The organism is Streptomyces sp. NPDC023573 (assembly GCF_055559735.1).
This window is the reverse complement of sequence record NZ_JBVHKB010000008.1, coordinates 245,008-264,926: the sequence shown is the minus strand read 5'-3', so window position 1 is coordinate 264,926 and position 19,919 is coordinate 245,008. Positions and strand designations below refer to the sequence as shown.

Annotated in this window: 21 protein-coding genes and 1 pseudogene; 12 read left to right on the top strand and 10 right to left on the bottom strand. The window is 72.0% G+C overall.

Features of this window, described 5'->3' with window-relative positions; translation table 11 throughout:
• The 5 genes from ACZ32T_RS25815 to ACZ32T_RS25795 form a co-directional block, all read right to left on the bottom strand.
• Nucleotides 1-669, bottom strand: coding sequence for a response regulator (locus tag ACZ32T_RS25815; RefSeq protein WP_467369250.1), 669 nt, complete (start codon nucleotides 667-669; stop codon nucleotides 1-3).
• Nucleotides 666-1,964 (bottom strand): sensor histidine kinase, encoded by a 1,299-nt coding sequence (locus tag ACZ32T_RS25810; RefSeq protein ID WP_467369248.1) that lies wholly within the window; start codon nucleotides 1,962-1,964, stop codon nucleotides 666-668. Before ACZ32T_RS25810 ends, ACZ32T_RS25815 begins: the two co-directional genes overlap by 4 nt.
• Complete coding sequence (locus ACZ32T_RS25805; RefSeq protein WP_467369246.1) at nucleotides 1,957-3,117, bottom strand: acyltransferase family protein; 1,161 nt, start codon at nucleotides 3,115-3,117, stop codon at nucleotides 1,957-1,959. Before ACZ32T_RS25805 ends, ACZ32T_RS25810 begins: the two co-directional genes overlap by 8 nt.
• Nucleotides 3,110-4,069 carry an alpha/beta hydrolase gene (locus ACZ32T_RS25800; protein WP_467369243.1) on the bottom strand — a complete coding sequence of 320 codons (960 nt, stop codon included), beginning with the start codon at nucleotides 4,067-4,069 and terminating at the stop codon, nucleotides 3,110-3,112. Before ACZ32T_RS25800 ends, ACZ32T_RS25805 begins: the two co-directional genes overlap by 8 nt.
• 136 nt (nucleotides 4,070-4,205) lie before the next feature.
• Nucleotides 4,206-4,973 carry a LysR family substrate-binding domain-containing protein gene (locus tag ACZ32T_RS25795; protein ID WP_467264675.1) on the bottom strand — a complete coding sequence of 256 codons (768 nt, stop codon included), beginning with the start codon at nucleotides 4,971-4,973 and terminating at the stop codon, nucleotides 4,206-4,208.
• A gap of 58 nt (nucleotides 4,974-5,031) precedes the next feature.
• Between ACZ32T_RS25795 and ACZ32T_RS25790 the strand changes: the two genes are divergently transcribed.
• Both ACZ32T_RS25790 and ACZ32T_RS25785 read left to right on the top strand, forming a co-directional pair.
• On the top strand, nucleotides 5,032-5,430 hold the full coding sequence (locus ACZ32T_RS25790; RefSeq protein ID WP_467264677.1) for a DUF5997 family protein: 399 nt from the start codon (nucleotides 5,032-5,034) through the stop codon (nucleotides 5,428-5,430).
• A gap of 1 nt (nucleotide 5,431) precedes the next feature.
• Complete coding sequence (locus ACZ32T_RS25785) at nucleotides 5,432-5,791, top strand: hypothetical protein (RefSeq protein ID WP_467369241.1); 360 nt, start codon at nucleotides 5,432-5,434, stop codon at nucleotides 5,789-5,791.
• An 8-nt stretch (nucleotides 5,792-5,799) separates the two neighbouring features.
• Here the strand turns inward: ACZ32T_RS25785 and ACZ32T_RS25780 are convergent, their stop codons facing one another.
• Nucleotides 5,800-6,432 (bottom strand): SRPBCC family protein, encoded by a 633-nt coding sequence (locus ACZ32T_RS25780; protein WP_467369239.1) that lies wholly within the window; start codon nucleotides 6,430-6,432, stop codon nucleotides 5,800-5,802.
• Between the two features lie 148 nt (nucleotides 6,433-6,580).
• On the opposite strand from ACZ32T_RS25780, the gene argC reads away from it, so the two are divergent.
• From argC to ACZ32T_RS25755, 5 genes are read left to right on the top strand one after another with little or no spacing between them, the layout of a single operon-like run.
• On the top strand, nucleotides 6,581-7,609 hold the full coding sequence (gene argC / locus ACZ32T_RS25775) for an N-acetyl-gamma-glutamyl-phosphate reductase (protein ID WP_467264683.1): 1,029 nt from the start codon (nucleotides 6,581-6,583) through the stop codon (nucleotides 7,607-7,609).
• Nucleotides 7,606-8,760 carry a bifunctional glutamate N-acetyltransferase/amino-acid acetyltransferase ArgJ gene (argJ, locus tag ACZ32T_RS25770; protein ID WP_467264686.1) on the top strand — a complete coding sequence of 385 codons (1,155 nt, stop codon included), beginning with the start codon at nucleotides 7,606-7,608 and terminating at the stop codon, nucleotides 8,758-8,760. Before argC ends, argJ begins: the two co-directional genes overlap by 4 nt.
• Nucleotides 8,757-9,683 carry an acetylglutamate kinase gene (gene argB, locus ACZ32T_RS25765; RefSeq protein ID WP_467369237.1) on the top strand — a complete coding sequence of 309 codons (927 nt, stop codon included), beginning with the start codon at nucleotides 8,757-8,759 and terminating at the stop codon, nucleotides 9,681-9,683. The genes argJ and argB overlap by 4 nt, the downstream gene beginning before the upstream one ends.
• Nucleotides 9,680-10,879, top strand: coding sequence for an acetylornithine transaminase (locus ACZ32T_RS25760; RefSeq protein ID WP_467264691.1), 1,200 nt, complete (start codon nucleotides 9,680-9,682; stop codon nucleotides 10,877-10,879). The genes argB and ACZ32T_RS25760 overlap by 4 nt, the downstream gene beginning before the upstream one ends.
• Nucleotides 10,880-10,904: 25 nt before the next feature.
• Nucleotides 10,905-11,450 carry an arginine repressor gene (locus tag ACZ32T_RS25755; protein WP_467264693.1) on the top strand — a complete coding sequence of 182 codons (546 nt, stop codon included), beginning with the start codon at nucleotides 10,905-10,907 and terminating at the stop codon, nucleotides 11,448-11,450.
• Here ACZ32T_RS25755 and ACZ32T_RS25750 read toward each other — a convergent pair.
• Nucleotides 11,444-12,145 (bottom strand): L,D-transpeptidase family protein, encoded by a 702-nt coding sequence (locus ACZ32T_RS25750; RefSeq protein ID WP_467264695.1) that lies wholly within the window; start codon nucleotides 12,143-12,145, stop codon nucleotides 11,444-11,446. The genes ACZ32T_RS25755 and ACZ32T_RS25750 overlap by 7 nt on opposite strands.
• Nucleotides 12,146-12,209: 64 nt before the next feature.
• Nucleotides 12,210-12,395: pseudogene (locus ACZ32T_RS25745) on the bottom strand (pyridoxamine 5'-phosphate oxidase family protein); the annotation flags it as partial.
• Nucleotides 12,396-12,539: 144 nt separating this feature from the next.
• On the opposite strand from ACZ32T_RS25745, the gene argH reads away from it, so the two are divergent.
• Nucleotides 12,540-13,973, top strand: a complete 1,434-nt coding sequence (argH, locus tag ACZ32T_RS25740) for an argininosuccinate lyase (protein ID WP_467264697.1) — start codon at nucleotides 12,540-12,542, stop codon at nucleotides 13,971-13,973.
• A 63-nt stretch (nucleotides 13,974-14,036) separates the two neighbouring features.
• On the top strand, nucleotides 14,037-15,008 hold the full coding sequence (locus ACZ32T_RS25735; RefSeq protein WP_467264699.1) for an aldo/keto reductase: 972 nt from the start codon (nucleotides 14,037-14,039) through the stop codon (nucleotides 15,006-15,008).
• A 63-nt stretch (nucleotides 15,009-15,071) separates the two neighbouring features.
• On the opposite strand, the gene ACZ32T_RS25730 is transcribed toward ACZ32T_RS25735, so the two are convergent.
• Nucleotides 15,072-15,572 carry an HAD domain-containing protein gene (locus ACZ32T_RS25730; RefSeq protein WP_467264701.1) on the bottom strand — a complete coding sequence of 167 codons (501 nt, stop codon included), beginning with the start codon at nucleotides 15,570-15,572 and terminating at the stop codon, nucleotides 15,072-15,074.
• Between the two features lie 107 nt (nucleotides 15,573-15,679).
• Here ACZ32T_RS25730 and ACZ32T_RS25725 point away from each other — a divergent pair, with 107 nt between their 5' ends.
• Both ACZ32T_RS25725 and ACZ32T_RS25720 read left to right on the top strand, forming a co-directional pair.
• Nucleotides 15,680-16,231 (top strand): TetR/AcrR family transcriptional regulator, encoded by a 552-nt coding sequence (locus ACZ32T_RS25725; RefSeq protein WP_467369235.1) that lies wholly within the window; start codon nucleotides 15,680-15,682, stop codon nucleotides 16,229-16,231.
• Entirely contained in the window at nucleotides 16,228-17,775 is a 1,548-nt protein-coding gene (locus tag ACZ32T_RS25720) for an MFS transporter (RefSeq protein ID WP_467264706.1), read from the top strand. Before ACZ32T_RS25725 ends, ACZ32T_RS25720 begins: the two co-directional genes overlap by 4 nt.
• A gap of 46 nt (nucleotides 17,776-17,821) precedes the next feature.
• Here the strand turns inward: ACZ32T_RS25720 and ACZ32T_RS25715 are convergent, their stop codons facing one another.
• Nucleotides 17,822-18,493, bottom strand: coding sequence for a lysophospholipid acyltransferase family protein (locus ACZ32T_RS25715; protein WP_356712377.1), 672 nt, complete (start codon nucleotides 18,491-18,493; stop codon nucleotides 17,822-17,824).
• A gap of 234 nt (nucleotides 18,494-18,727) precedes the next feature.
• On the opposite strand from ACZ32T_RS25715, the gene ACZ32T_RS25710 reads away from it, so the two are divergent.
• Nucleotides 18,728-19,879 carry a glycerophosphodiester phosphodiesterase gene (locus ACZ32T_RS25710; RefSeq protein ID WP_467369233.1) on the top strand — a complete coding sequence of 384 codons (1,152 nt, stop codon included), beginning with the start codon at nucleotides 18,728-18,730 and terminating at the stop codon, nucleotides 19,877-19,879.
• The last annotated feature ends 40 nt before the right edge of the window (nucleotides 19,880-19,919 follow it).

Sequence of the window (19,919 nt, the reverse complement as noted above, 5' to 3'; positions counted from 1 at the left end):
TCAGTAGCCTGCCGGGCGCACCAGCCCCGACTCGTACGCGAACACCGCGGCCTGGGTCCGGTCGCGCAGGCCCAGCTTCACCAGGATCCGGCTCACATGGGTCTTCACGGTCTGCTCCGCCACCACCAGGCGCACCGCGATCTCCGCGTTCGACATGCCCTGCGCGATGAGCGACAGCACCTCCGTCTCGCGCTCCGTGAGATCGCCGACGCGCTCCCTGCCGGGAGGGCGCGGGATGGCGCTCACCCGGGAGAACTCGGCGATCAGACGCTTGGTGATGTTCGGGGCGAGCAGGGCGTCACCGGCCGCCACGACCCGCACCGCCTGGGCGAGTTCGGCGGCCGACGCGTCCTTCAGGAGGAACCCGGAGGCGCCGGACCGCAGCGCCTCGTACACGTACTCGTCTAGGTCGAAGGTGGTCAGGACGAGGACTCTGGGGGCCGCGCCGGGCGTCCCGGTGATGCGGCGGGTCGCGTCGATGCCGCCGAGGCGGGGCATCCGTATGTCCATCAGCACGACGTCGGGGGCGAGCCCGGCCGTCTTCTCCACCGCGTCCAGGCCGTCCACCGCCTGGCCGACGACCTCGATGCCGGGCTCGGCGTTCAGCAGCACCGTGAAGCCCTGCCGGACCATCATCTGGTCGTCGGCGATCAGCACGCGGATGGTCATGCGGGGTCCTCCAGGGGAAGCGTCGCCAGTACCTCGTAACCCCCGCCGGGGGTGCGGCCGTAGGTGAGTTCGCCGCCCAGCATCGCGGCGCGTTCGCGCATGCCGAGCAGCCCGTGGCCGACGCCTTCCGCCGACCGGCCGGGGGATTCCGGGGCGGTGTTGGTCACCCGGACCGTGACGGCGGCGAAGTGGTAGCCGACCTCCACCCGGGCCCGCGCCCCGGGAGCGTGCCGCAGCACGTTGCTCAGCGCCTCCTGCGCGATGCGGAAGGCCGACAGCTCGACCCCCGGCGGAAGCGGCCGACGCCTGCCGGTGGTCTCCGTCACGACGGTGACGCCCGCGCTCCGGACCTTGCCGATCAGTTCGTCCAAGCGGTCCAGGGTGGGTTGCGGGGCGTGCCGCAGGCCGTCCGCCACCGCGTCCTCCGAGCGGAGCACCCCGAGGACCCGGCGCAGCTCGGCCAGCGCCTCGACGGCGTTCTCCCGTATGCCGGCGAGGTTCTCCCTGAGCTCGTCCGACGGGTTCTCGACCAGATGCGGGGCGACCTGCGCCTGGATGGAGATCACCGACATGTGATGGGCGACCACGTCGTGCAACTCTCGCGCGATCCTGTTGCGTTCCTCCAGGAGGGTGCGCCGGGCCCGCTCCTCCTCCGTGAGCTCGGACTGCTCGACCAGCTCCGTGCGGGCCACCCGCAGTGCGCGCAGCGCGGCGGCGACCACCACGGCCGTGACGACGGTCAGCGCGCCGACGTCCAGGGAGTAGTTGTGGGCCTGGGTGGTGAAGGAACTGCTCGCCAGCCCGGTCAGCAGGGTCAGCGCGAGCGCGAGGACCGCCCGGCGCGGATGGACCCGGAGCGTCAGCAGGAAAAGCGCTCCGCTCTGCAGGGCGATCTCGGGGCCGGTCCACGGAAACAGCTCGCCCGGCGTCATCACGGGCTCCGCGATCCGCACGCTGACGATCATGAGCATCAGCGACGCCCACCAGGCATACAGGGGCCGCCACATACCGGCGACCAGTGCCAGCGACTGGAGCACCACGAGCAGCACCGCGTATTCGGCGACAGCCGCACCGTGCGGGATCAGGTCGGACACGTGCGCCAGCGCGAGGGCTGTCGCCCCGAGCGTCAGCAGCATCCCGAACGCGGGCCGCCAGACCGGCGATCCGGGCGTACCCATGGGCGGTACGGGATCGACGGGAGTGGTCCACAGGTCCTCGCGCAGCATCCGCGGCAGCCCGCGCAGCGCCCCCCTCATCCGTACCCCGACCCCCGTCATGCCGCTCAGCTTAGGCATGGTGCGACTCCGGGGCCCTGGCAGGGGAGCCTGACCGTACGACCGTCGAACGGCCGCCGCCCCGCTGCTCGTACGCCCCGAACGCGGACCGGCACACCAGCAGCACCGAGGCGAAGACGGGCAGCCAGCCCAGCCGGGCGAACACCCAGCCGGGCCCGTCGGGGACCGTGTGGAGGCCGGGCAGCGGCCCGGCCAGGAGCAGGGCGGTCGAGCTGACCACGATCAACGCGGTCTGGTGCCACAGGAACACGGTCATCGCGGACAGATTCAGCAGAGCCACCACCGCCCACAGAGCCGGCCGTGCCAGGGCCCGCCGCAGGCGCCCGAGCAGCAGCAGCGCCGCACCGCACTGGCCGAGACCGAAGGTGACGGCGGCGAGCGTCGGCGGGTCGAGGTTGGAGAGGGCGGAGCCCGGCACCCCGACCATGGACGCGGGGTACCCGGCGAAGAGCACCAGGCCGGCCGTGGACCCCGTGCCGCCCACCAGCAGCACCCATCCGGTCCGGCGGTCGTTCAGCCCGCCCCGCGCCCAGGCCGCCCCCAGGCAGTAGGGGACCAGCCAGCCCGCGGCCACGTTGATCCAGCCCAGGGCGGCGGGCCCGTCGAAGCCCAGCCGGAACAGATCGACGTACAGGACGACGGTGAGCGGCCACAGCGGGTGCAGGCGCGCCACCAGCGGGGTCGTCGCGGTCAGGGCCGCGAACACCAGCAGGAACCACAGGGGCGACCAGACCAGCTTGCCGAGCGCGCGTACCGTGCCGTCGTCCACCCCCGAGGCCAGCATCACGCCGGCCGCCACCGCCCACACGCCGGTCACGACGGCGACCGGCCGGAACAGACGGGCCATCCGGGCCCTCAGCCAGCGCCCGTAGGACTCGCCCCGGGCCAGGGCGGAGGCGTATCCCGTCGCACCGACCTGCCCGCCCACGAGGAAGAAGACGGCGAGGGTCTGGAACACCCAGGAGACGGGGGCGAGTCGAGGCATGTGCTGGAGCGGACTCGCGCCGTGCACCGTGCCGCTGTCGGCGACCAGCGCGGTCACCAGCCAGTGGCCGCACACCACACCCAGGATGGCGAAGGCGCGCAGCGCGTCGACCGCGCGGTCGCGGTCCCGGGGGGTCGCGGAATCGATCCGCCGCACGAGGTCACGCATGACGGCCTCCGGCCGTGCCCGCGACGATCCCGGCGATGCTGCGCAGCGAGACGGACCCGCGCTTCAGGTAGTCGCTGTGGCCGGCGTCGCCCGCGTCGAAGAGCTCGGCGCCGAACTCCGGTGACACCGGGTCCGCCCCGAACCCGACGGTGGCGAACGGCAACCCGATCTCGACATGGGGTACCCGAGCGATCCAGTCCTCCCCGCCGAGGCCCGCCCGCACCGTCGCCCGGGTGCGCAGGGCGGCGGCGCTCCCGGCACCGGTGCCGGGACTTCCGTACAGCACGATGTCCGCGACATCGAGCCCTGACGCGGTCCGGGCGCAGACCACGGAACCGTAGGAGTGGCAGAGGACGGAGATCCGGGCGGTGGGCCTGGCCGAAACCAACTCCCGTACGAAAGAACGCAGTCGGGGGGCCGCCTCATCGGCCTGCCCCGTTGTCAGGGACGACGGGCCGAGCAGGGAGGGCGTCCGGTAGCCGAGCCAGGCGACGACGGCCGACCCGCTGCCCAGCTCGTCCAGGAGCGCCTCGGCGCCACGCCGGAAACGCGCGTAATGATCGAGGTCGACGCCCGCACCCGGCACCAGTACGGCGATGCGCCGGGCCCGGGACAGATCCCCGAGGACCTCCGCGCTTCGGCCGCCGTCGCGCCCGTCGAACCTCAGGAAGGTGCGTCCCGGGCCCGCCATCGCGGTGAGCGCGGTGGCCCGCCGCCGGTCGCCGTGGTGCGCCGCCATGTCCCGTGCCGCCCGGATCTCCTCCCGGCCGGCCGCGTATCTGGCCTCCAGCACGGAGGGCCGCGCCGTGTTCAGCGGGGCCAGGGCGGCCGGGGCGGGCGCCGGGACGTCGGCGGGGCGGGCCGCGCCCGACACCGGCAGCGCCACGGACGCGGTGACGAGTGCGGCGAGCAGGGCGCGCCGGGCGCGACTGTTCCGTGGGCGGGGCGCCATGGGGAGTCCTTCCGTACCGGGTGGGTCTTGTCGAATCCGGTACCGAAGTTATGGACCGACCCGTGTGGTCGGCGTCCCGCTCGGGAGCGCACCTGACGCGTAGCTCCGAAGTACTACGGGTAAGGGGTCTGACCGCCTACGGCCGGCGGCGGGGCTTTCCGCGTCTGGCGCCGCCCTTGGGGTTCTTCGCGCCGCCCCCGGAGCCGCCCCGGGAGGTCTTGCCCGGCGCCGGTTTGCGCGCGGCGCCGTTCTTCTTCTCGGCCCGCTTGGCCTTGGGCTGCGGCGGCGTCGGTGCCCGGCCCCGGGTGCTGTTGACGGTCCGCCCCCGCACGATCCCGATGAACTCCTCCACCAGGTCGGTCGTCTTCTCCTCGGGCCACGAGAGGGCGATCCGTGACTCGGGGGCGCCCGTCAGCGGCCGGTAGGTGAGGTCCTTGCGGTGGTGCAGCCGGGCCAGTGACTGCGGGACGACCAGCAGACCCACCCCCGCCGCCACCAGCTCCACGGCGTCCTCGGTCGTGGCGGGCCGCTCGAACGCGGGCCTGCCCGGGGGACGCTCCCAGTCGAGCGGGTCGTCGAGGGGGTGCAGCACGATCTCCTCGGCCAGATCCTCGGCCGTCATCTCCTCGACGGCCGTCGCGGCGTGGTCCTTCGGGATCACGACCACGGTCGTCTCGGTGTAGAGGGGGATCGCGCTGAGGTCCGTACGGTCGACGGGCAGCCGCACGAAACCGGCGTCCGCGCCGCCGTCGCGCAGCAGAGCGGCGGCCTCGGCGGCGGGCACGCCGACCAGGGTCAGCGGGGTGCCGGGCAGCCGCTCGTTCCAGATCCGCACCCACTTGGTCGGGGTCACGCCCGGGACGTAGGCGAGCCGGAACGCAGGGGGTACTTCCGAGCCTGTCACCCCGCCAGGTTACCGGCCGTGGTCGGAGGTGGCGCACATGCTCGATACCCTGGACACCATGACGTCGCACCAGACCACCCAGACTATGAAGCCCGCCACCGCGGCGAAGAAGCTGGGTGTGTACCTCGAAGCCACCCCCGCCGAGTTCCAGGAGGGCGTCGTCTCGCGCGCCGAGCTGAACGCGCTGCAGACCGACCCGCCCGAGTGGCTGCAGGAGCTGCGCCGCACCGGCCCGCACCCCCGGCCGGTGGTCGCCTCGAAGCTGGGCGTCTCCATCGCGGGCCTCGCGCGAGGCGGTGTCACCGAGCCCCTCACCACCGAGCAGATCGACGCCCTGAAGCAGGAAAGCCCCGAGTGGCTGCAGAAGGAGCGCGCCACCCAGGCCGACGTCCGCAAGGAAGCGGCCCGTATCAAGGAGCGCGACGAGGCCAGGGCCGGGCAGGCCGACCGCGACTGACGTGCCCGCCGCGGACTCCCCGCCCGCCGGCGCCGTGCGCGGGCGGGACGCCGCAGCGGTGGGCCTCTCCCTCCTCGCGCACCCGGACCCGGATGTGCGCCGCGTGGTGCCCGGCACCCTCGTGCGGTGGGACAGGCTCCTCGTCACGCCCGTGGCGCTGGACGCGGTGCTCACGCCGGCACGGGACGAGGACGCCGATGTGCGCAAGGTGGCCGGCGCTTGGCCGGCCGAGTATCCGGACGGCACCACCCCGGAGATCGCGGACGCCCTCGCCGGTCTGCTGGAGCACGAGGACCAGATGGCACGCGTCCGGGCCGTGCACGAGGAGCGGCTGCGGGACGGGACCGCACGGATACGGTGACAGCCGTCCTATTCGCCTGTGTAGAACGCGATCGTGGCCACCGTCGTCGCGGTCACGGTCTCCGGGTCCGCGCCCGAAGCGGCGAACGCGCGTCCCCATTCCTCGCCGGAGCGGGCCACGAAGCCCTTCGCCTCGGGAGAGTCCTGCCACTCCACGGCGTCCTCCGGACTGATCCCGTCACCCGTGAGGTGCCAGCCGAGCCCCAGAAGAGCCAGGTCCCAGCCGATCCCGACCGCGCCCGGCCCGTACTGGCTCCGGAACTCCTCGGGAACGACGGACACGTGCTCCAGCTCGAACACGGTCCGGCCGGAGCCCTCCGGTGTGAGGCGTACCTCGACCTCGCTGAAGGCCGGGTCGGGACCGGACAGCCAGGACACCCGCAGCCGCTCCGGGCGGGCGCACTCCAGGATCTCGCCCCCGGCGTTCCCCTCCAGCTGGTAACCGCCGCCGACGCGGAAGTCCCCGGTCACCGGCAGGAACCACCGGGCGATCCGCTCCGGCGAGGTCACCGCGTCCCAGACCTCGTCACGGCCGGCGTCGAAGGTGCGCCGCAACAGCACCGCGCCCGCCTCCTCGGACCCCACACGGCGTGTGCCGACCTCCCGGTGCACGCGGTCGATCTCGTCGAGGATCTCGCCCATGCCGCTCACTCCCTCTCGCGCTGCGCCCTGGTCCCCTGACCGGTCTTCTGCCGTATTCTCCGTCACCGCGCGTGCGGGCACCCCTCCAGTCTTTGCATAAAACTGCATAGGTGCGTATAGTCATGCCATCGATGAGGAGGAATGTCCGATGGTGGTACGTGCGGCAGTGGCAGGGGCGAGCGGATACGCCGGCGGGGAACTGCTCCGTCTGCTCCTCACCCACCCAGAGGTCGAGATCGGGGCCCTCACCGGCCATTCCAACGCCGGCGAGCGGCTCGGCGCACTCCAGCCGCACCTGAGGCCACTCGCGGACCGTGTTCTCCAGCCGACCACCGCGGAGGTCCTCGGCGGGCACGACGTCGTCTTCCTGGCCCTGCCCCACGGGCAGTCCGCCGCCGTGGCCGAACAGCTCGGCGACGAGGTGCTCGTGGTGGACATGGGCGCCGACTTCCGGTTGGAGAACGCCGCAGACTGGGAGAAGTTCTACGGATCGCCGCACGCCGGCACATGGCCCTACGGTCTGCCCGAGCTGCCCGGAGCCCGGGCAGCTCTGGAAGGCACCAAGCGTATCGCCGTGCCCGGCTGCTACCCGACGGCGGTCTCCCTCGCCCTCTTCCCGGCGTACGCCGCCGGCCTCGCCGAACCCGAGGCCGTCGTCGTCGCCGCGTCCGGCACCTCCGGCGCGGGCAAGGCGGCCAAGCCGCACCTGCTCGGCTCCGAGGTCATGGGCAGCATGTCCCCGTACGGCGTCGGCGGGGTCCACCGGCACACCCCCGAGATGATCCAGAACCTCGGCACCGCGGCCGGTGAGCCCGTCTCCGTCTCCTTCACGCCGACGCTCGCGCCCATGCCCCGCGGCATCCTCGCCACGTGCAGCGCCAAGGCGAAGCCCGGGGTCGGCGCCGAGTCGCTCCGCGCGGCGTACGAGAAGGCCTTCGCCGACGAGCCCTTCGTCGACCTGCTGCCCGAGGGGCAGTGGCCCGCGACCGCGGCCGTGTACGGATCCAACGCCGTGCAGATCCAGGTCGCCCACGACGAGGCGGCCGGACGGATCATCGTGATCAGCGCCATCGACAACCTCGCCAAGGGCACCGCCGGAGGCGCCCTGCAGAGCATGAACATCGCCCTCGGACTTCCCGAGGACACGGGTCTTTCCACGATCGGAGTCGCACCGTGAGCGTCACGGCAGCCAAGGGATTCACGGCGGCGGGCATCGCAGCCGGGATCAAGGACAGCGGTAGTCCCGACCTGGCCCTGGTGGTCAACAACGGGCCCCGCCGCGCCGCCGCGGGCGTCTTCACCTCCAACCGCGTCAAGGCCGCACCCGTCCTCTGGTCGGAACAGGTCCTCAAGGGCGGCGAGGTGACCGCCGTCGTCCTCAACTCCGGCGGCGCCAACGCCTGTACGGGCCCTCAGGGCTTCCAGGACACCCACGCCACCGCGGAGAAGGCCGCCGAGGTGCTCGGCGGCCACAGCGCCGGAGAGATCGCGGTCGCGTCGACCGGGCTGATCGGCCTGCTCCTGCCCATGGACAAGCTGCTGCCCGGCATCGAGTCGGCCGCCGCCGCCCTGAGCGAGCACGGCGGTGAGAAGGCCGCCATCGCCATCAAGACCACGGACACGGTCCACAAGACCGCCGTCGCGGGCGGCGAGGGCTGGACCGTCGGTGGCATGGCCAAGGGCGCGGGCATGCTCGCGCCCGGCCTCGCCACCATGCTGGTCGTCCTCACCACCGACGCCGACGTCGAAGCGCCCGCCCTCGACTCCGCGCTGCGTGCCGCCACCCGCACCACCTTCGACCGGGTCGACTCCGACGGCTGCATGTCGACCAACGACACCGTGCTGCTGCTCGCCTCCGGGGCGAGCGGAATCGCCCCCGGACAGGCCGAGTTCGAGCAGGCCGTGCAGAGCGTCTGCGGCGACCTCGCCCGCCAGTTGATCGGTGACGCCGAGGGCGCCTCCAAGGACATCCGGATCGAGGTGATCAACGCGGCCACCGAGGACGACGCCGTCGAGGTCGGCCGGTCCATCGCCCGTAACAACCTCCTCAAGTGCGCCATCCACGGCGAGGACCCCAACTGGGGCCGGGTCCTCTCCGCGATCGGCACCACGAAGGCCGCCTTCGAGCCCGACCGGCTCAACGTCGCCATCAACGACGTCTGGGTCTGCAAGAACGGCAGCGTCGGCGCGGACCGCGACCTGGTCGACATGCGCTACCGGGAGGTCAGGATCACCGCGGACCTCGCGGCGGGCGACGAGTCCGCCGTCATCTGGGCCAACGACCTGACCGCCGAGTACGTCCACGAGAACAGCGCGTACAGCTCATGAGCGCCGCGAGGAAGCACACCGCGCTGCCGAAGGCACAGATCCTCATCGAGGCGCTGCCCTGGCTCACCCGGCACAACGGCAGGACCGTCGTCATCAAGTTCGGCGGCAACGCCATGATCGACGAGGAGCTGAAGGCCGCCTTCGCCCAGGACGTCGTCTTCCTGCGGCACGCCGGCCTCAAGCCGGTCGTCGTGCACGGCGGCGGACCGCAGATCAGCGCCCAGCTCGACAAGCAGGGCCTGGTCAGCGAGTTCAAGGCCGGTCTCCGCGTCACCACGCCCGAGGCGATGGACGTCGTACGGATGGTGCTGGCAGGACAGGTCCAGCGAGAGCTCGTCGGGCTGCTCAACCAGCACGGCCCGCTGGCCGTCGGCATGACCGGCGAGGACGCCCACACGATCACCGCCACGCAGCATCGTCCGATGATCGACGGTGAGGCCGTCGACATCGGCCGGGTCGGTGAGATCACCTCCATCGACACCGGAGCGATCCAGGCGCTGCTGGACGACGGCCGTATCCCGGTCATCTCCTCCATCGCCCGCTCCGCCGAGGACAACCACGTCTACAACGTCAACGCCGACACCGCGGCCGCCGCGCTCGCGGCCGCGCTGAACGCCGAGACGCTGATGGTCCTCACCGACGTCGAGGGGCTGTACGAGGACTGGCCGAACAGCGACGACGTCATCAGCCGGCTCACGGCCACCGAGCTGGAGAAGCTGCTGCCCGACCTCTCCAGCGGCATGGTGCCGAAGATGCGCGGATGCCTCCACGCCGTACGCAACGGTGTCGAGACCGCCCGTGTCATCGACGGCCGGGTCCAGCACTCGATCCTGCTGGAGATCTTCACCGACGAGGGAATCGGCACGATGGTCGTTCCCGACGCGGCACCCGCCGCGGAGCACGACGCAGAGGGGGAGTCATGACCGGCAACGAGGAGTTCGCACAGCGCTGGCAGGGCGCGCTGATGGACAACTACGGCACTCCGCAGCTGCCGCTGGTGCGCGGCGCCGGCGCCCGTGTCTGGGACGCGGAAGGCACCGAGTACCTCGACTTCGTCGGCGGCATCGCGGTCAACGCGCTCGGCCACGCCCACCCCGCGGTGGTCGAGGCCGTCTCCACGCAGATCGCCTCCCTCGGCCATGTCTCCAACCTCTACACCGCCGAGCCCCCCATCGCGCTCGCCGAGCGGCTCCTGACGCTCTTCGGGCGGAAGGGCAAGGTCTTCTTCTCCAACTCCGGTGCCGAGGCCAACGAGGCGGCCTTCAAGATCGGCCGGCTGACCGGGCGTACGCACATGGTCGCCACCGACGGCGGCTTCCACGGCCGGACCATGGGCAGCCTCGCGCTGACCGGCCAGCCCGCGAAGCGCGATCCGTTCCTGCCGCTGCCCGGCGACGTCACGCACGTCCCGTACGGCGACGTCGAGGCGCTCCGCGAGGCGGTGACGACCGACACCGCGCTGCTGGTCATCGAGCCCATGCAGGGCGAGAACGGCGTCGTCGTACCGCCCAGGGGCTATCTGGAGGCGGCCAGGGAGATCACACGGGCCACCGGAACGCTGCTCGTCCTGGACGAGGTGCAGACCGGCATCGGCCGCTGCGGCCACTGGTTCGAGCACCAGGCCCACCAGGGCGTCGAGCCCGACCTGGTCACCCTCGCCAAGGGCCTGGGCGGCGGGCTGCCCATCGGCGCCACCGTGGCGTTCGGTGCCGCAGCCGACCTGCTGAAGCCCGGTCAGCACGGCACGACGTTCGGCGGCAACCCCGTCGCCTGCGCAGCCGGTCTCGCCGTGCTGGACACGCTCGCGGCCGACGGGACGCTGGACACGGTGAAGCGGCTCGGCGAGAAGATCAGGGAAGGCGTCGAGGGCCTCGGGCACCCGCTGGTCTCCCACGTCCGCGGCTCCGGACTGTTGCTGGGTATCGTGCTCACCGGGCCCCTCGCACCGAAGGTGCAGCAGGCGGCTCAGGGAGCCGGACTCCTGGTGAACGCGCCCGCCCCCGACGTCGTACGGCTCATGCCGCCGCTGATCATCGGTGACGCCGAGGTGGACGCGTTCCTGCGGATTCTGCCGGGAACTCTCGACGCGGCTTACGGGGACGGACGATCCGGAGAGTGACGATCCGGAGAATGAGGCGACGACGATGACCGAGGCGCAGGAATCCGACCACGGCGGGCCGTCGGTGCCACAGACCCGCACGGCCCGCCACCGCAGGATCGTGGACATCCTCAACCGCCGGCCGGTGCGCTCGCAGAGCCAGCTGGCCAGGCTGCTCTCCGACGACGGGCTGAGCGTCACCCAGGCGACGCTCTCCCGCGACCTGGACGAGCTCGGCGCGGTGAAGATCCGCAACACGGGCGGCGAGCTGATCTACGCGGTGCCGAGCGAGGGCGGTTTCCGTACCCCGCAGGCGCCGCTGGGCGGGTCGGCCAAGGAGGAGCGGATGCGCAGACTCTCCGCCGAGCTGCTCATCTCCGCGGAGGCCTCGGCCAACCTGGTGGTGCTGCGTACGCCTCCGGGCGCCGCCCAGTTCCTCGCCTCGGCCATCGACCAGGCCGAACTCCAGGCGATCCTCGGCACGATCGCGGGGGACGACACACTGATGCTGATCAGCCGTGATCCGAACGGCGGCCAGGCGCTGGCCGACCATCTGCTGCGGCTGGCCCAGAACGACCGCGGTCCTCAGTAGCGGGTGATCGCGGTCGGGCCGGACTCCGTCCCGACCGCGATGTGCGGCCGGCGGGCCGGGTCGGCCCAGGCCAGGATCCGGTCCATGGCGGCCGCCGGCACGGACACACAGCCGGCGGTCGCGCCCCTGCCGTCCACATGGAGGAAGATCCCGGCGCCCCTGCCGCGCACCGGCCGGTCGTAGTTGAAGCCGATGACGAGCGCACGGGCGTACTGGGCGGCATAGCTGACGAGGTGTTCGGCCTCGGCCGCCCGGCAGTCGGCGGGCCGCGGCTCCACCCAGCGGTTGTAGGCCCGGGACGCGTTGTCCTGGCACCACCAGGAGTTCTCGCCGGCCCTGCGGTACGGATAGCGGGTCCCGGGCGGGGCGGCCTTCGTCCCGAAGGCGTACGGCAGGCCGTACAGCCCGGTGGGCGTCGTGTTCGTGCCCTGGGTGCGGGTGGCGCCGTCGGCCAGCCCGTTCGCCCCGAAACGCGCGGGCGCCGAACCCGCAGCCACCCAGCCGTCCCCGCGCCGGTCCCACCAGGTGACCGTGCCCGCGACGGAGTCCGTGGCGGGGGCCTCGGCGGTGATCAGCTGGGTACCCCCGCCCGTGTCGGCCAGCCGCTCGGGAAGGGGCGTCGGCCCGGCGGGCCGCGCCGCGAGCGAACCGGCCAGGGCCAGCAGGACCGAGGCGGTCACCAGGAATCTGCGCATGCTCCGGACCGTACGGCGCGCGGCCGCCCGCCCCCACCGCGCCTGCTCCGTACGGCCCAGCGGCTCACTCCGTGACGGGGGCGGGCATCGCGGGCAGGGGCAGCCCCGGCAGCCCGTCGATGCCGGTCGCGATGTGGTCCTTCTCGACGTACCTGCCCAGGCCTTCGTCGTCCTCGCGCCCGAAACGGCCGGCGTGCAGGGTGCGGTTCCCCTCGTAGGACATGAACGGCACCCCCTGACCGCGGGAGTCGACCGGCGGGCCGCGGCGTGGGTGCGGCTCGACGGTTCTGACCAGCGTCTTTGACAAAACATACGGACCATTGCATAGTTATGCCATTCGTGATCGCGCGCCATGAGGCGGACGCACACCCCTTGCACTTCCGAGGAGCACGCAGTGAGCAACGGCACCGGCAACAGCGACGTACGCCTCTGGGGCGGCCGTTTCGCCGACGGCCCCGCCGAGGCGCTGGCCAAGCTGTCCGCCTCCGTCCACTTCGACTGGCGGCTCGCGCCGTACGACATCGCGGGCTCCCGTGCCCACGCGCGCGTCCTGAACAAGGCCGGTCTGCTCACCGAGGACGAGCTGGCCCGGATGGCCGAAGGGCTGGACTCGCTCGAAGCCGCGGTCGCCGACGGGTCGTTCACCGGCACCATCGCCGACGAGGACGTGCACACCGCGCTGGAGCGGGGACTCCTGGAGCGCCTCGGCCCGGACCTCGGCGGGAAGCTGCGCGCCGGCCGGTCCCGCAACGACCAGGTGGCCACGCTCTTCCGCATGTACCTGCGGGACCACGCCCGGATCATCGGCGGACTGGTCGCCGAGCTCCAGGACGCCCTGGTGGGACTGGCCGAGGCGCACCCGGACGTGGCCATGCCCGGCCGTACGCACCTCCAGCACGCGCAGCCCGTCCTCTTCGCCCACCACGTCCTGGCGCACGCGCAGTCACTGTCGCGGGACGCGGAGCGGCTGCGGCAGTGGGACGAGCGGACCGCGGTGTCGCCGTACGGCTCCGGCGCGCTGGCCGGGTCGTCCCTCGGGCTCGACCCCGAGGCGGTCGCGGCGGACCTCGGCTTCGAGCGCGGGTCGGTGGGCAACTCCATCGACGGCACGGCCTCGCGGGACTTCGTCGCCGAGTTCGCTTTCGTCACCGCGATGATCGGCGTCAATCTCTCCCGCATCGCCGAGGAGATCATCATCTGGAACACGAAGGAGTTCTCCTTCGTCACCCTCCACGACGCCTTCTCCACCGGCTCCTCGATCATGCCGCAGAAGAAGAACCCGGACATCGCCGAGCTGGCGCGCGGCAAGTCCGGCCGCCTCATCGGCAACCTGACCGGTCTGATGGCGACCCTGAAGGCCCTCCCGCTCGCGTACAACCGTGACCTCCAGGAGGACAAGGAGCCGGTCTTCGACTCCTGCGACCAGCTGGAGGTCCTGCTCCCCGCCTTCACCGGCATGATGGCCACGCTCACCGTCAACCGGGAGCGCATGGAGGAGCTGGCGCCGGCCGGCTTCTCGCTCGCCACGGACATCGCCGAGTGGCTGGTCAAGCAGGGCGTCCCGTTCCGGGTGGCGCACGAGGTCGCGGGTGAGTGCGTGAAGGTGTGCGAGCAGCAGGGGATCGAGCTCGACGAGCTGTCGGACGAACAGTTCGCGAAGATCTCCGAGCACCTCACCCCGGAGGTGCGCACCGTCCTGAACGTGCCCGGTGCGCTCGCCTCCCGTGACGGCCGCGGCGGGACCGCCCCCTCCGCCGTCGCCGTCCAGCTGGCCGAGGTCAAGACCGACCTGGTGACGCAGCACGCCTGGGCGACCGCGCGCGGATGATTCGCAGGCATCGCGGGCTACGTTGACGGGAAGGCGTTCGGAACCGACCCAGAGGAGCCCGCGATGCCCTTCGCCCGCCTGAACCGAGCGACTACCCCGACCTCACACATCGGGCTCGGCCTGGCCGCCGTCGGCAGGCCCGGCTACATCACCCCGCACCGTGACCGGGATCTGCCGGGCGACCGCGGCGTGGACGTGCTGCGCGCCCGCACCCACGAACTCCTGGACGCGGCCTACGCCCAGGGCGTGCGCTATTTCGACGCCGCCCGCTCCTACGGCCGCGCCGAGGAGTTCCTCGCCGAGTGGCTGACCGCCCGCCCCGACGTGACGGACGTGGTCATCGGCAGCAAATGGGGCTACACCTACACCGGTGACTGGCGCGTCGACGCAGAGACGCACGAGGTGAAGGACCACTCGCTCGCCACCTTCGAACGTCAGCACGCCGAGACGGCCGGACTGCTCGGTGACCGGCTCGACCTCTACCAGATCCACTCGGTGACGGCGGACAGCCCCGTGCTGAGCGACAAGGATCTGCACGCGCGTCTCGCCGAGCTGGCCGCCGGAGGGACCACGGTCGGTTTCTCCACGAGCGGTCCCGCTCAGAGCGACGCCATCCGGGCCGCCGCAGCCGTGACCGTGGACGGCGAACCCCTCTTCCGTACCGTCCAGGCCACCTACAACGCCCTGGACACATCTGCCGGAGCCGCTCTCGCCGAGGCGCACGACGCGGGGCTCACGGTCATTGTCAAAGAAGCCATGGCCAACGGCCGGCTCGCCGGGACCGGGGCGCCCGCCGTCGTCCAGGAGATCGGCGCCGAAGCCGGGCTAGGCGCGGACGCCGTCGCCCTGGCGCTGGTGCTCCACCAGCCGTGGGCCGGAGTCGTGCTGTCCGGCGCGGCCACCGTCACCCAGCTGGCGGCGAACCTGCACGCGCCGCTGCTCGACCTGGACCCTGACCGGCTGGACCGGCTGGCCGCCCTCGTGGAGGAGCCGGAGGCGTACTGGCGCCACCGGGCCTCGCTGCCCTGGAGCTGACCGGCCGGTCCGCGGCGGGCGACCCCGGCAGCCGGTCGGAGCCGGACGCCGGCCGGGGCCTGCTCACGCCCAGTCGGCGAGCGCTTCGAAGTCCGCCCGCACCAGTCCCACCCAGGGGTCGACCCGCCGCAGCAGGGCCCGCCCGGGATGGTGCGCGGCGACCCAGTCCGTGTCGAGGACGGAGATCTCGTCGTCGATCCAGGCGAACGGCCTGCCGTCCGCGTAGTCGACGACGTAGCGCGTCTTCCAGTACGTCCCGTCGATCGTGGCCGCGTGCATCGCCGGCCAGTCGATGTACGGCAGCGGGGGCAGCCCGATGCGCGGGCCGACCCATTCGTTCGCCTCGTCCTTCCAGGTGGTCGCCCAGACGAGTTCGTACCGGTCGGCGAGGGCCAGCAACTCGTCGCCGTGGCCGGGGTCGAGCAGGACGGGCAGCGGTGTTCCCGTCCGCCACCCCGTCGGCCGCATCCGATGGAGCGTATAGCCCTGCGGGACGGTGGGGCGGGACAGCGCCGCGTAGGGGTTGAGCGGACCGTCGACGTCGATCATCAGCAGCGGCTTCATGGCGCCATGGTGCCTCGGACCGCCCCGTTCGGACGGACATTTCCGGCTCCGTGCGAACGGGGGGAGGGGGTGGGACGTCAATGTCTCAGGTGAGCTAACGTTGTCTCATGACTCTTGATCGCGAGCAGGTTCTGCGGAGCGCCGCCGCCCTGCTGACCCGTAAGTCCACCGCGACCATGGACGAGGTCGCCCGGGCCGCGGGCATCGGCCGGGCCACCCTGCACCGGCACTTCGCCGGGCGGGACGCCCTGGTCGGAGCGCTGGAGGACCTCGGCATCCGGGAGTTCGAGGCGGCCCTGGACTCCGCAGCGCTCGACGAGGGCACCGCGGAGGACGGACTCCGGCGGCTGATCGCGGCCGTCGAACCGAGCGCCGGGCTGCTGTCGTTCCTCGTCACCGAGAACCAGCTCTTCGAGGGCGACGACGTCAACGAGGGATGGAGCCGTCTGGACGCCCGGGTCTCGGCCTTCTTCCGGCGCGGCCAGGAACGCGGCGAACTCAGGATCGACCTCACACCCGCCTGGCTGACCGAGGCACTGTACGGCCTGATCGGGAGCTGCGCGTGGTCCGTGCAGACCGGCCGGGTGGCCGCGCAGGACTTCCCGTACATGATCGTCGAGTTGCTCCTGGGCGGAGCACGTCGGAGCGTGGAGAAATGAGCAGCACCCATGCGAAGGCGGGCGTCACGGGCGACACGCACCACCCGGGCCGGTGGATCGCCCTCACCGTCCTCGTCCTGGCCGTGCTGCTCGTCGCCGTCGACGCCACCGTCCTCGGGCTGGCGACGCCGTTCCTCAGCGAGGACCTCGAACCGACCGGCACCCAGCTGCTGTGGATCGGCGATGTCTACTCCTTCGTAATCGCCGGACTCCTGGTCTCCATGGGCAGCCTCGGCGACCGCATCGGCCGGAAGAAGCTGCTGCTGACCGGCGCCGCCGCCTTCGGCGCCGTCTCCGTCCTGAACGCCTACGCGTCCAGCCCCGAGATGATGATCCTGGCCCGGGCACTGCTCGGTGTCGCCGGCGCCACTCTGATGCCGTCCACGCTCGCCCTGATCCGCAACCTCTTCCACGACCCGCGCGAACGCAGCCTCGCCGTCGGAATCTGGGGTGCGATGGCCTCGGCCGGCGCCGCCGTCGGGCCCGTCGTGGGCGGGCTCCTGCTGGAGCACTTCTGGTGGGGCTCGGTCTTCCTGATCAACCTCCCGGTGATGGCCGTCCTCGTCGTCGTGGGCATCAAGATGATCCCCGAGTCGAAGAATCCGGCACCGGGGCCCTGGGACCTGCTCAGCGTGGGACTCTCCCTGGTCGGCATGATCGGCGTCGTGTACGCCATCAAGGAGGCCGCCGCGCACGGCGTGAGCGCGGAGAACGTCGTGGCGGCCGTAGCGGGTGTGCTGGCGCTCACCTGGTTCGTGCGCCGACAGCTGAAGCTCCCCGCCCCGCTGCTGGACATGCGGCTCTTCCACCACAGGGGATTCTCCGGAGCGGTCCTCGCGGACCTGCTGACCATCCTCGGCCTGTCCGGGATCGTCTTCTTCCTCTCCCAGTTCCTCCAGCTGGTCCAGGGGCGCGGCCCGCTGGAGGCCGGCCTCGCCGAACTGCCCGCCGCCGTCGGCGCGGTGACCGCCGGCCTGCTGGCGGGGAGGGTGGCGCGCCGCTACTCCGTGCGCTCCGTGGTCGCCGTCGGGCTCGGCGCCATCGGCGTGTCGCTCGCCGTGGTCACGGTGATCCACAAGGAGACCGGCTACCCCCTGATCGGGGTCCTGCTCCTGGTGGTGGGCGTCGGGGCGGGATTCGCCTTCACCGTCACCTCCGACGTGATCCTCTCCAGCGTCCCCAAGGAACAGGCGGGCTCCGCGTCCGCGGTGTCCGAGACGGCGTACGAGCTCGGGGCGGCCCTCGGCATCGCGCTGCTCGGGTCCATCGTGACGGGCGTCTACAAGGGCTTCGGGACCCCTGAGGGGATCCCCGCCCCTGCCGCGACGGCGGCACACGAGTCGCTGGGCGGCGCCGTGGAGACGGCGGAACACCTCCCCGCACAGCAGGGGAGCGAGCTCGTCGTCGCGGCCCAGGAGGCCTTCGTCAACGGGCTGCGGGTGTCGGCGGCGGTCGGTGCCGTCGTGCTGCTCGCGACCGCGGTCGCCGCGTGGTTCCTCCTGCGCGGCCAGAAGCTGGAAGAGGGGATCATCCCCGACGAGTGAGTGACCCGGCGCGGTCGCGCGCGGTCACCGGAGCGACCCGTCCGGCTCAGGCGGCCTTGGCCTTCGTGGCGTACATGTCGACGTACTCCTGGCCGGACAGGCGCATGACCTCGGCCATCACGGAGTCGGTCACCGCCCGCAGGACGTAGCGGTCGCGGTCCATGCCCTCGTAGCGCGAGAACTCCAACGGCTCACCGAAGCGGACCGTGACCTTGCCCGGGCGGGGCAGGCCCGCGCCGCCGGGCTGCAGCTTGTCCGTGCCGATCATGGCGAACGGCACGACCGGCGCGCCGGTCATGAGGGTCAGCCGCGCGATACCCGTACGGCCCCGGTAGAGCCGGCCGTCGGGGGAGCGGGTGCCCTCGGGGTAGATGGCGAAGGCATGGCCCTCCTCCAGCACCCGGCGGCCCGTCATCAGCGCCGCGACACCGCCGCGGCCGCCGTCCCGGTCCACCGGGATCATGCCGCAGCCGGTGAAGAACCAGGCCATCAGCCGGCCCTTGAAGCCCTTGCCCGTGACGTACTCGTCCTTGCCGATGTAGAAAACCGGACGGTCGCAGCAGATCGGCATGATCATCGAGTCGATGAACGTCAGATGGTTCCCCGCGAGGATCACCGGGCCGTCACCCGGGATGTTCTCGACGCCCTCCACCTGTGGCCGGAAGAGCAGGCGCAGGATCGGTCCGAGCACTGCCTTGATGACCGTGAGTCGGGACAACGCATCCTCCGGTGTCGTGGCCGGGCGGCCGGGGCGGGAATTCGCGAGGGTCTGTGCAGGTGAGGACGATACTCGCGGGTACTGCCTCTGCGCACATCGGGTTCACCCGGCGGATACGCAGTGTTGACGTGTGTTTCCGCCATGTTCGTCCACGGTCCGCCCCACCGATGGCGTAGCTGCCTACGATCAAGCCTCGCCCCGAAGGTGCCGGACATCACATGCGAGGAGCATTTTATGACAGAGCGCGCGCAGAACGGGCCCGGCCGGCGGACACTCCTGGGGGCGGCGGTCCTCGGCGCGACGGCCCTCGGAGCCACCGGGACGGCGCACGCCGCCGGGCGTGGCGCCCCGGACGGGCGAGGCGGCTACCGGAACCTGCCCGTGCCCACCGTCGTCGGCCACCGTGGCGCCAGCGGCTACCGCCCCGAGCACACCCTCGGCTCCTACCAGCTGGCCCTGGACATGGGCGCGCACATCGTCGAGCAGGATCTCGTGCCGACCAAGGACGGCCACCTGGTCTGCCGCCACGAGAACGACATCACCGGCACCACCGACGTCGCCGAGCACCCCGAGTTCGCGAGCCGCAAGGCCACCAAGCGGGTCGACGGGGTGTCGCTCACCGGCTGGTTCACCGAGGACTTCACCCTCGCCGAGCTGAAGACCCTCCGGGCCAAGGAGCGCATCCCCGGCAACCGCCAGGAGAACACGCTGTACGACGGCCGCTGGGAGATCCCCACCTTCGAAGAGGTCCTGCGCTGGGCGGACAAGGAAGGCCGCAGGCGGGGCGAGCCCGTCTGGCTCTACGTCGAGACCAAGCACCCCTCCTACTTCAGGGGCCTCGGCCTCGGCCTGGAGGAGCCCCTCGCCAAGCTGCTGCGCCGCCACGGCCGGCACCGGGCGGACTCCGCGCTGATCCTCCAGTCCTTCGAGCCCAGCTCGATGCGGCGGCTGTCGGAGCTGGTCGCCACCCCCCGCGTCGTCCTGCTGTCCGGCCCGAAGGAGAGGCCGTGGGACTTCGTGGAGGCCGGCGACCCCCGTACGGTCGCCGACCTGGTGAAGCCCGCCGGGCTGAAGTGGATCGCGTCCTTCGCCCAGGGCATCGGCCCCACGCTGGACCTCGTCATCCCCAGGGACGGCGAAGGACGGCTGACGTCCCCCACCTCCCTGGTGGCGGACGCGCACGCGCGGGGCCTGGTCCTGCACCCGTACACGCTGCGCAACGAGAACACCTTCCTGCCGGCGGACTTCCGGCGAGGCACCGACCCGAACGCGTACGGCGACGTCTTCGGCGCTGCCCGTGCGTACTTCGAGACGGGGATCGACGGCATCTTCTCCGACAACCCCGACACCGCCCTGCTCGCGGCAGCCGACTTCGCCGAGGGCTGAGCCGCGGGGCCGGGCGCGCGTCAGCCGCCCGGTCCTCGTG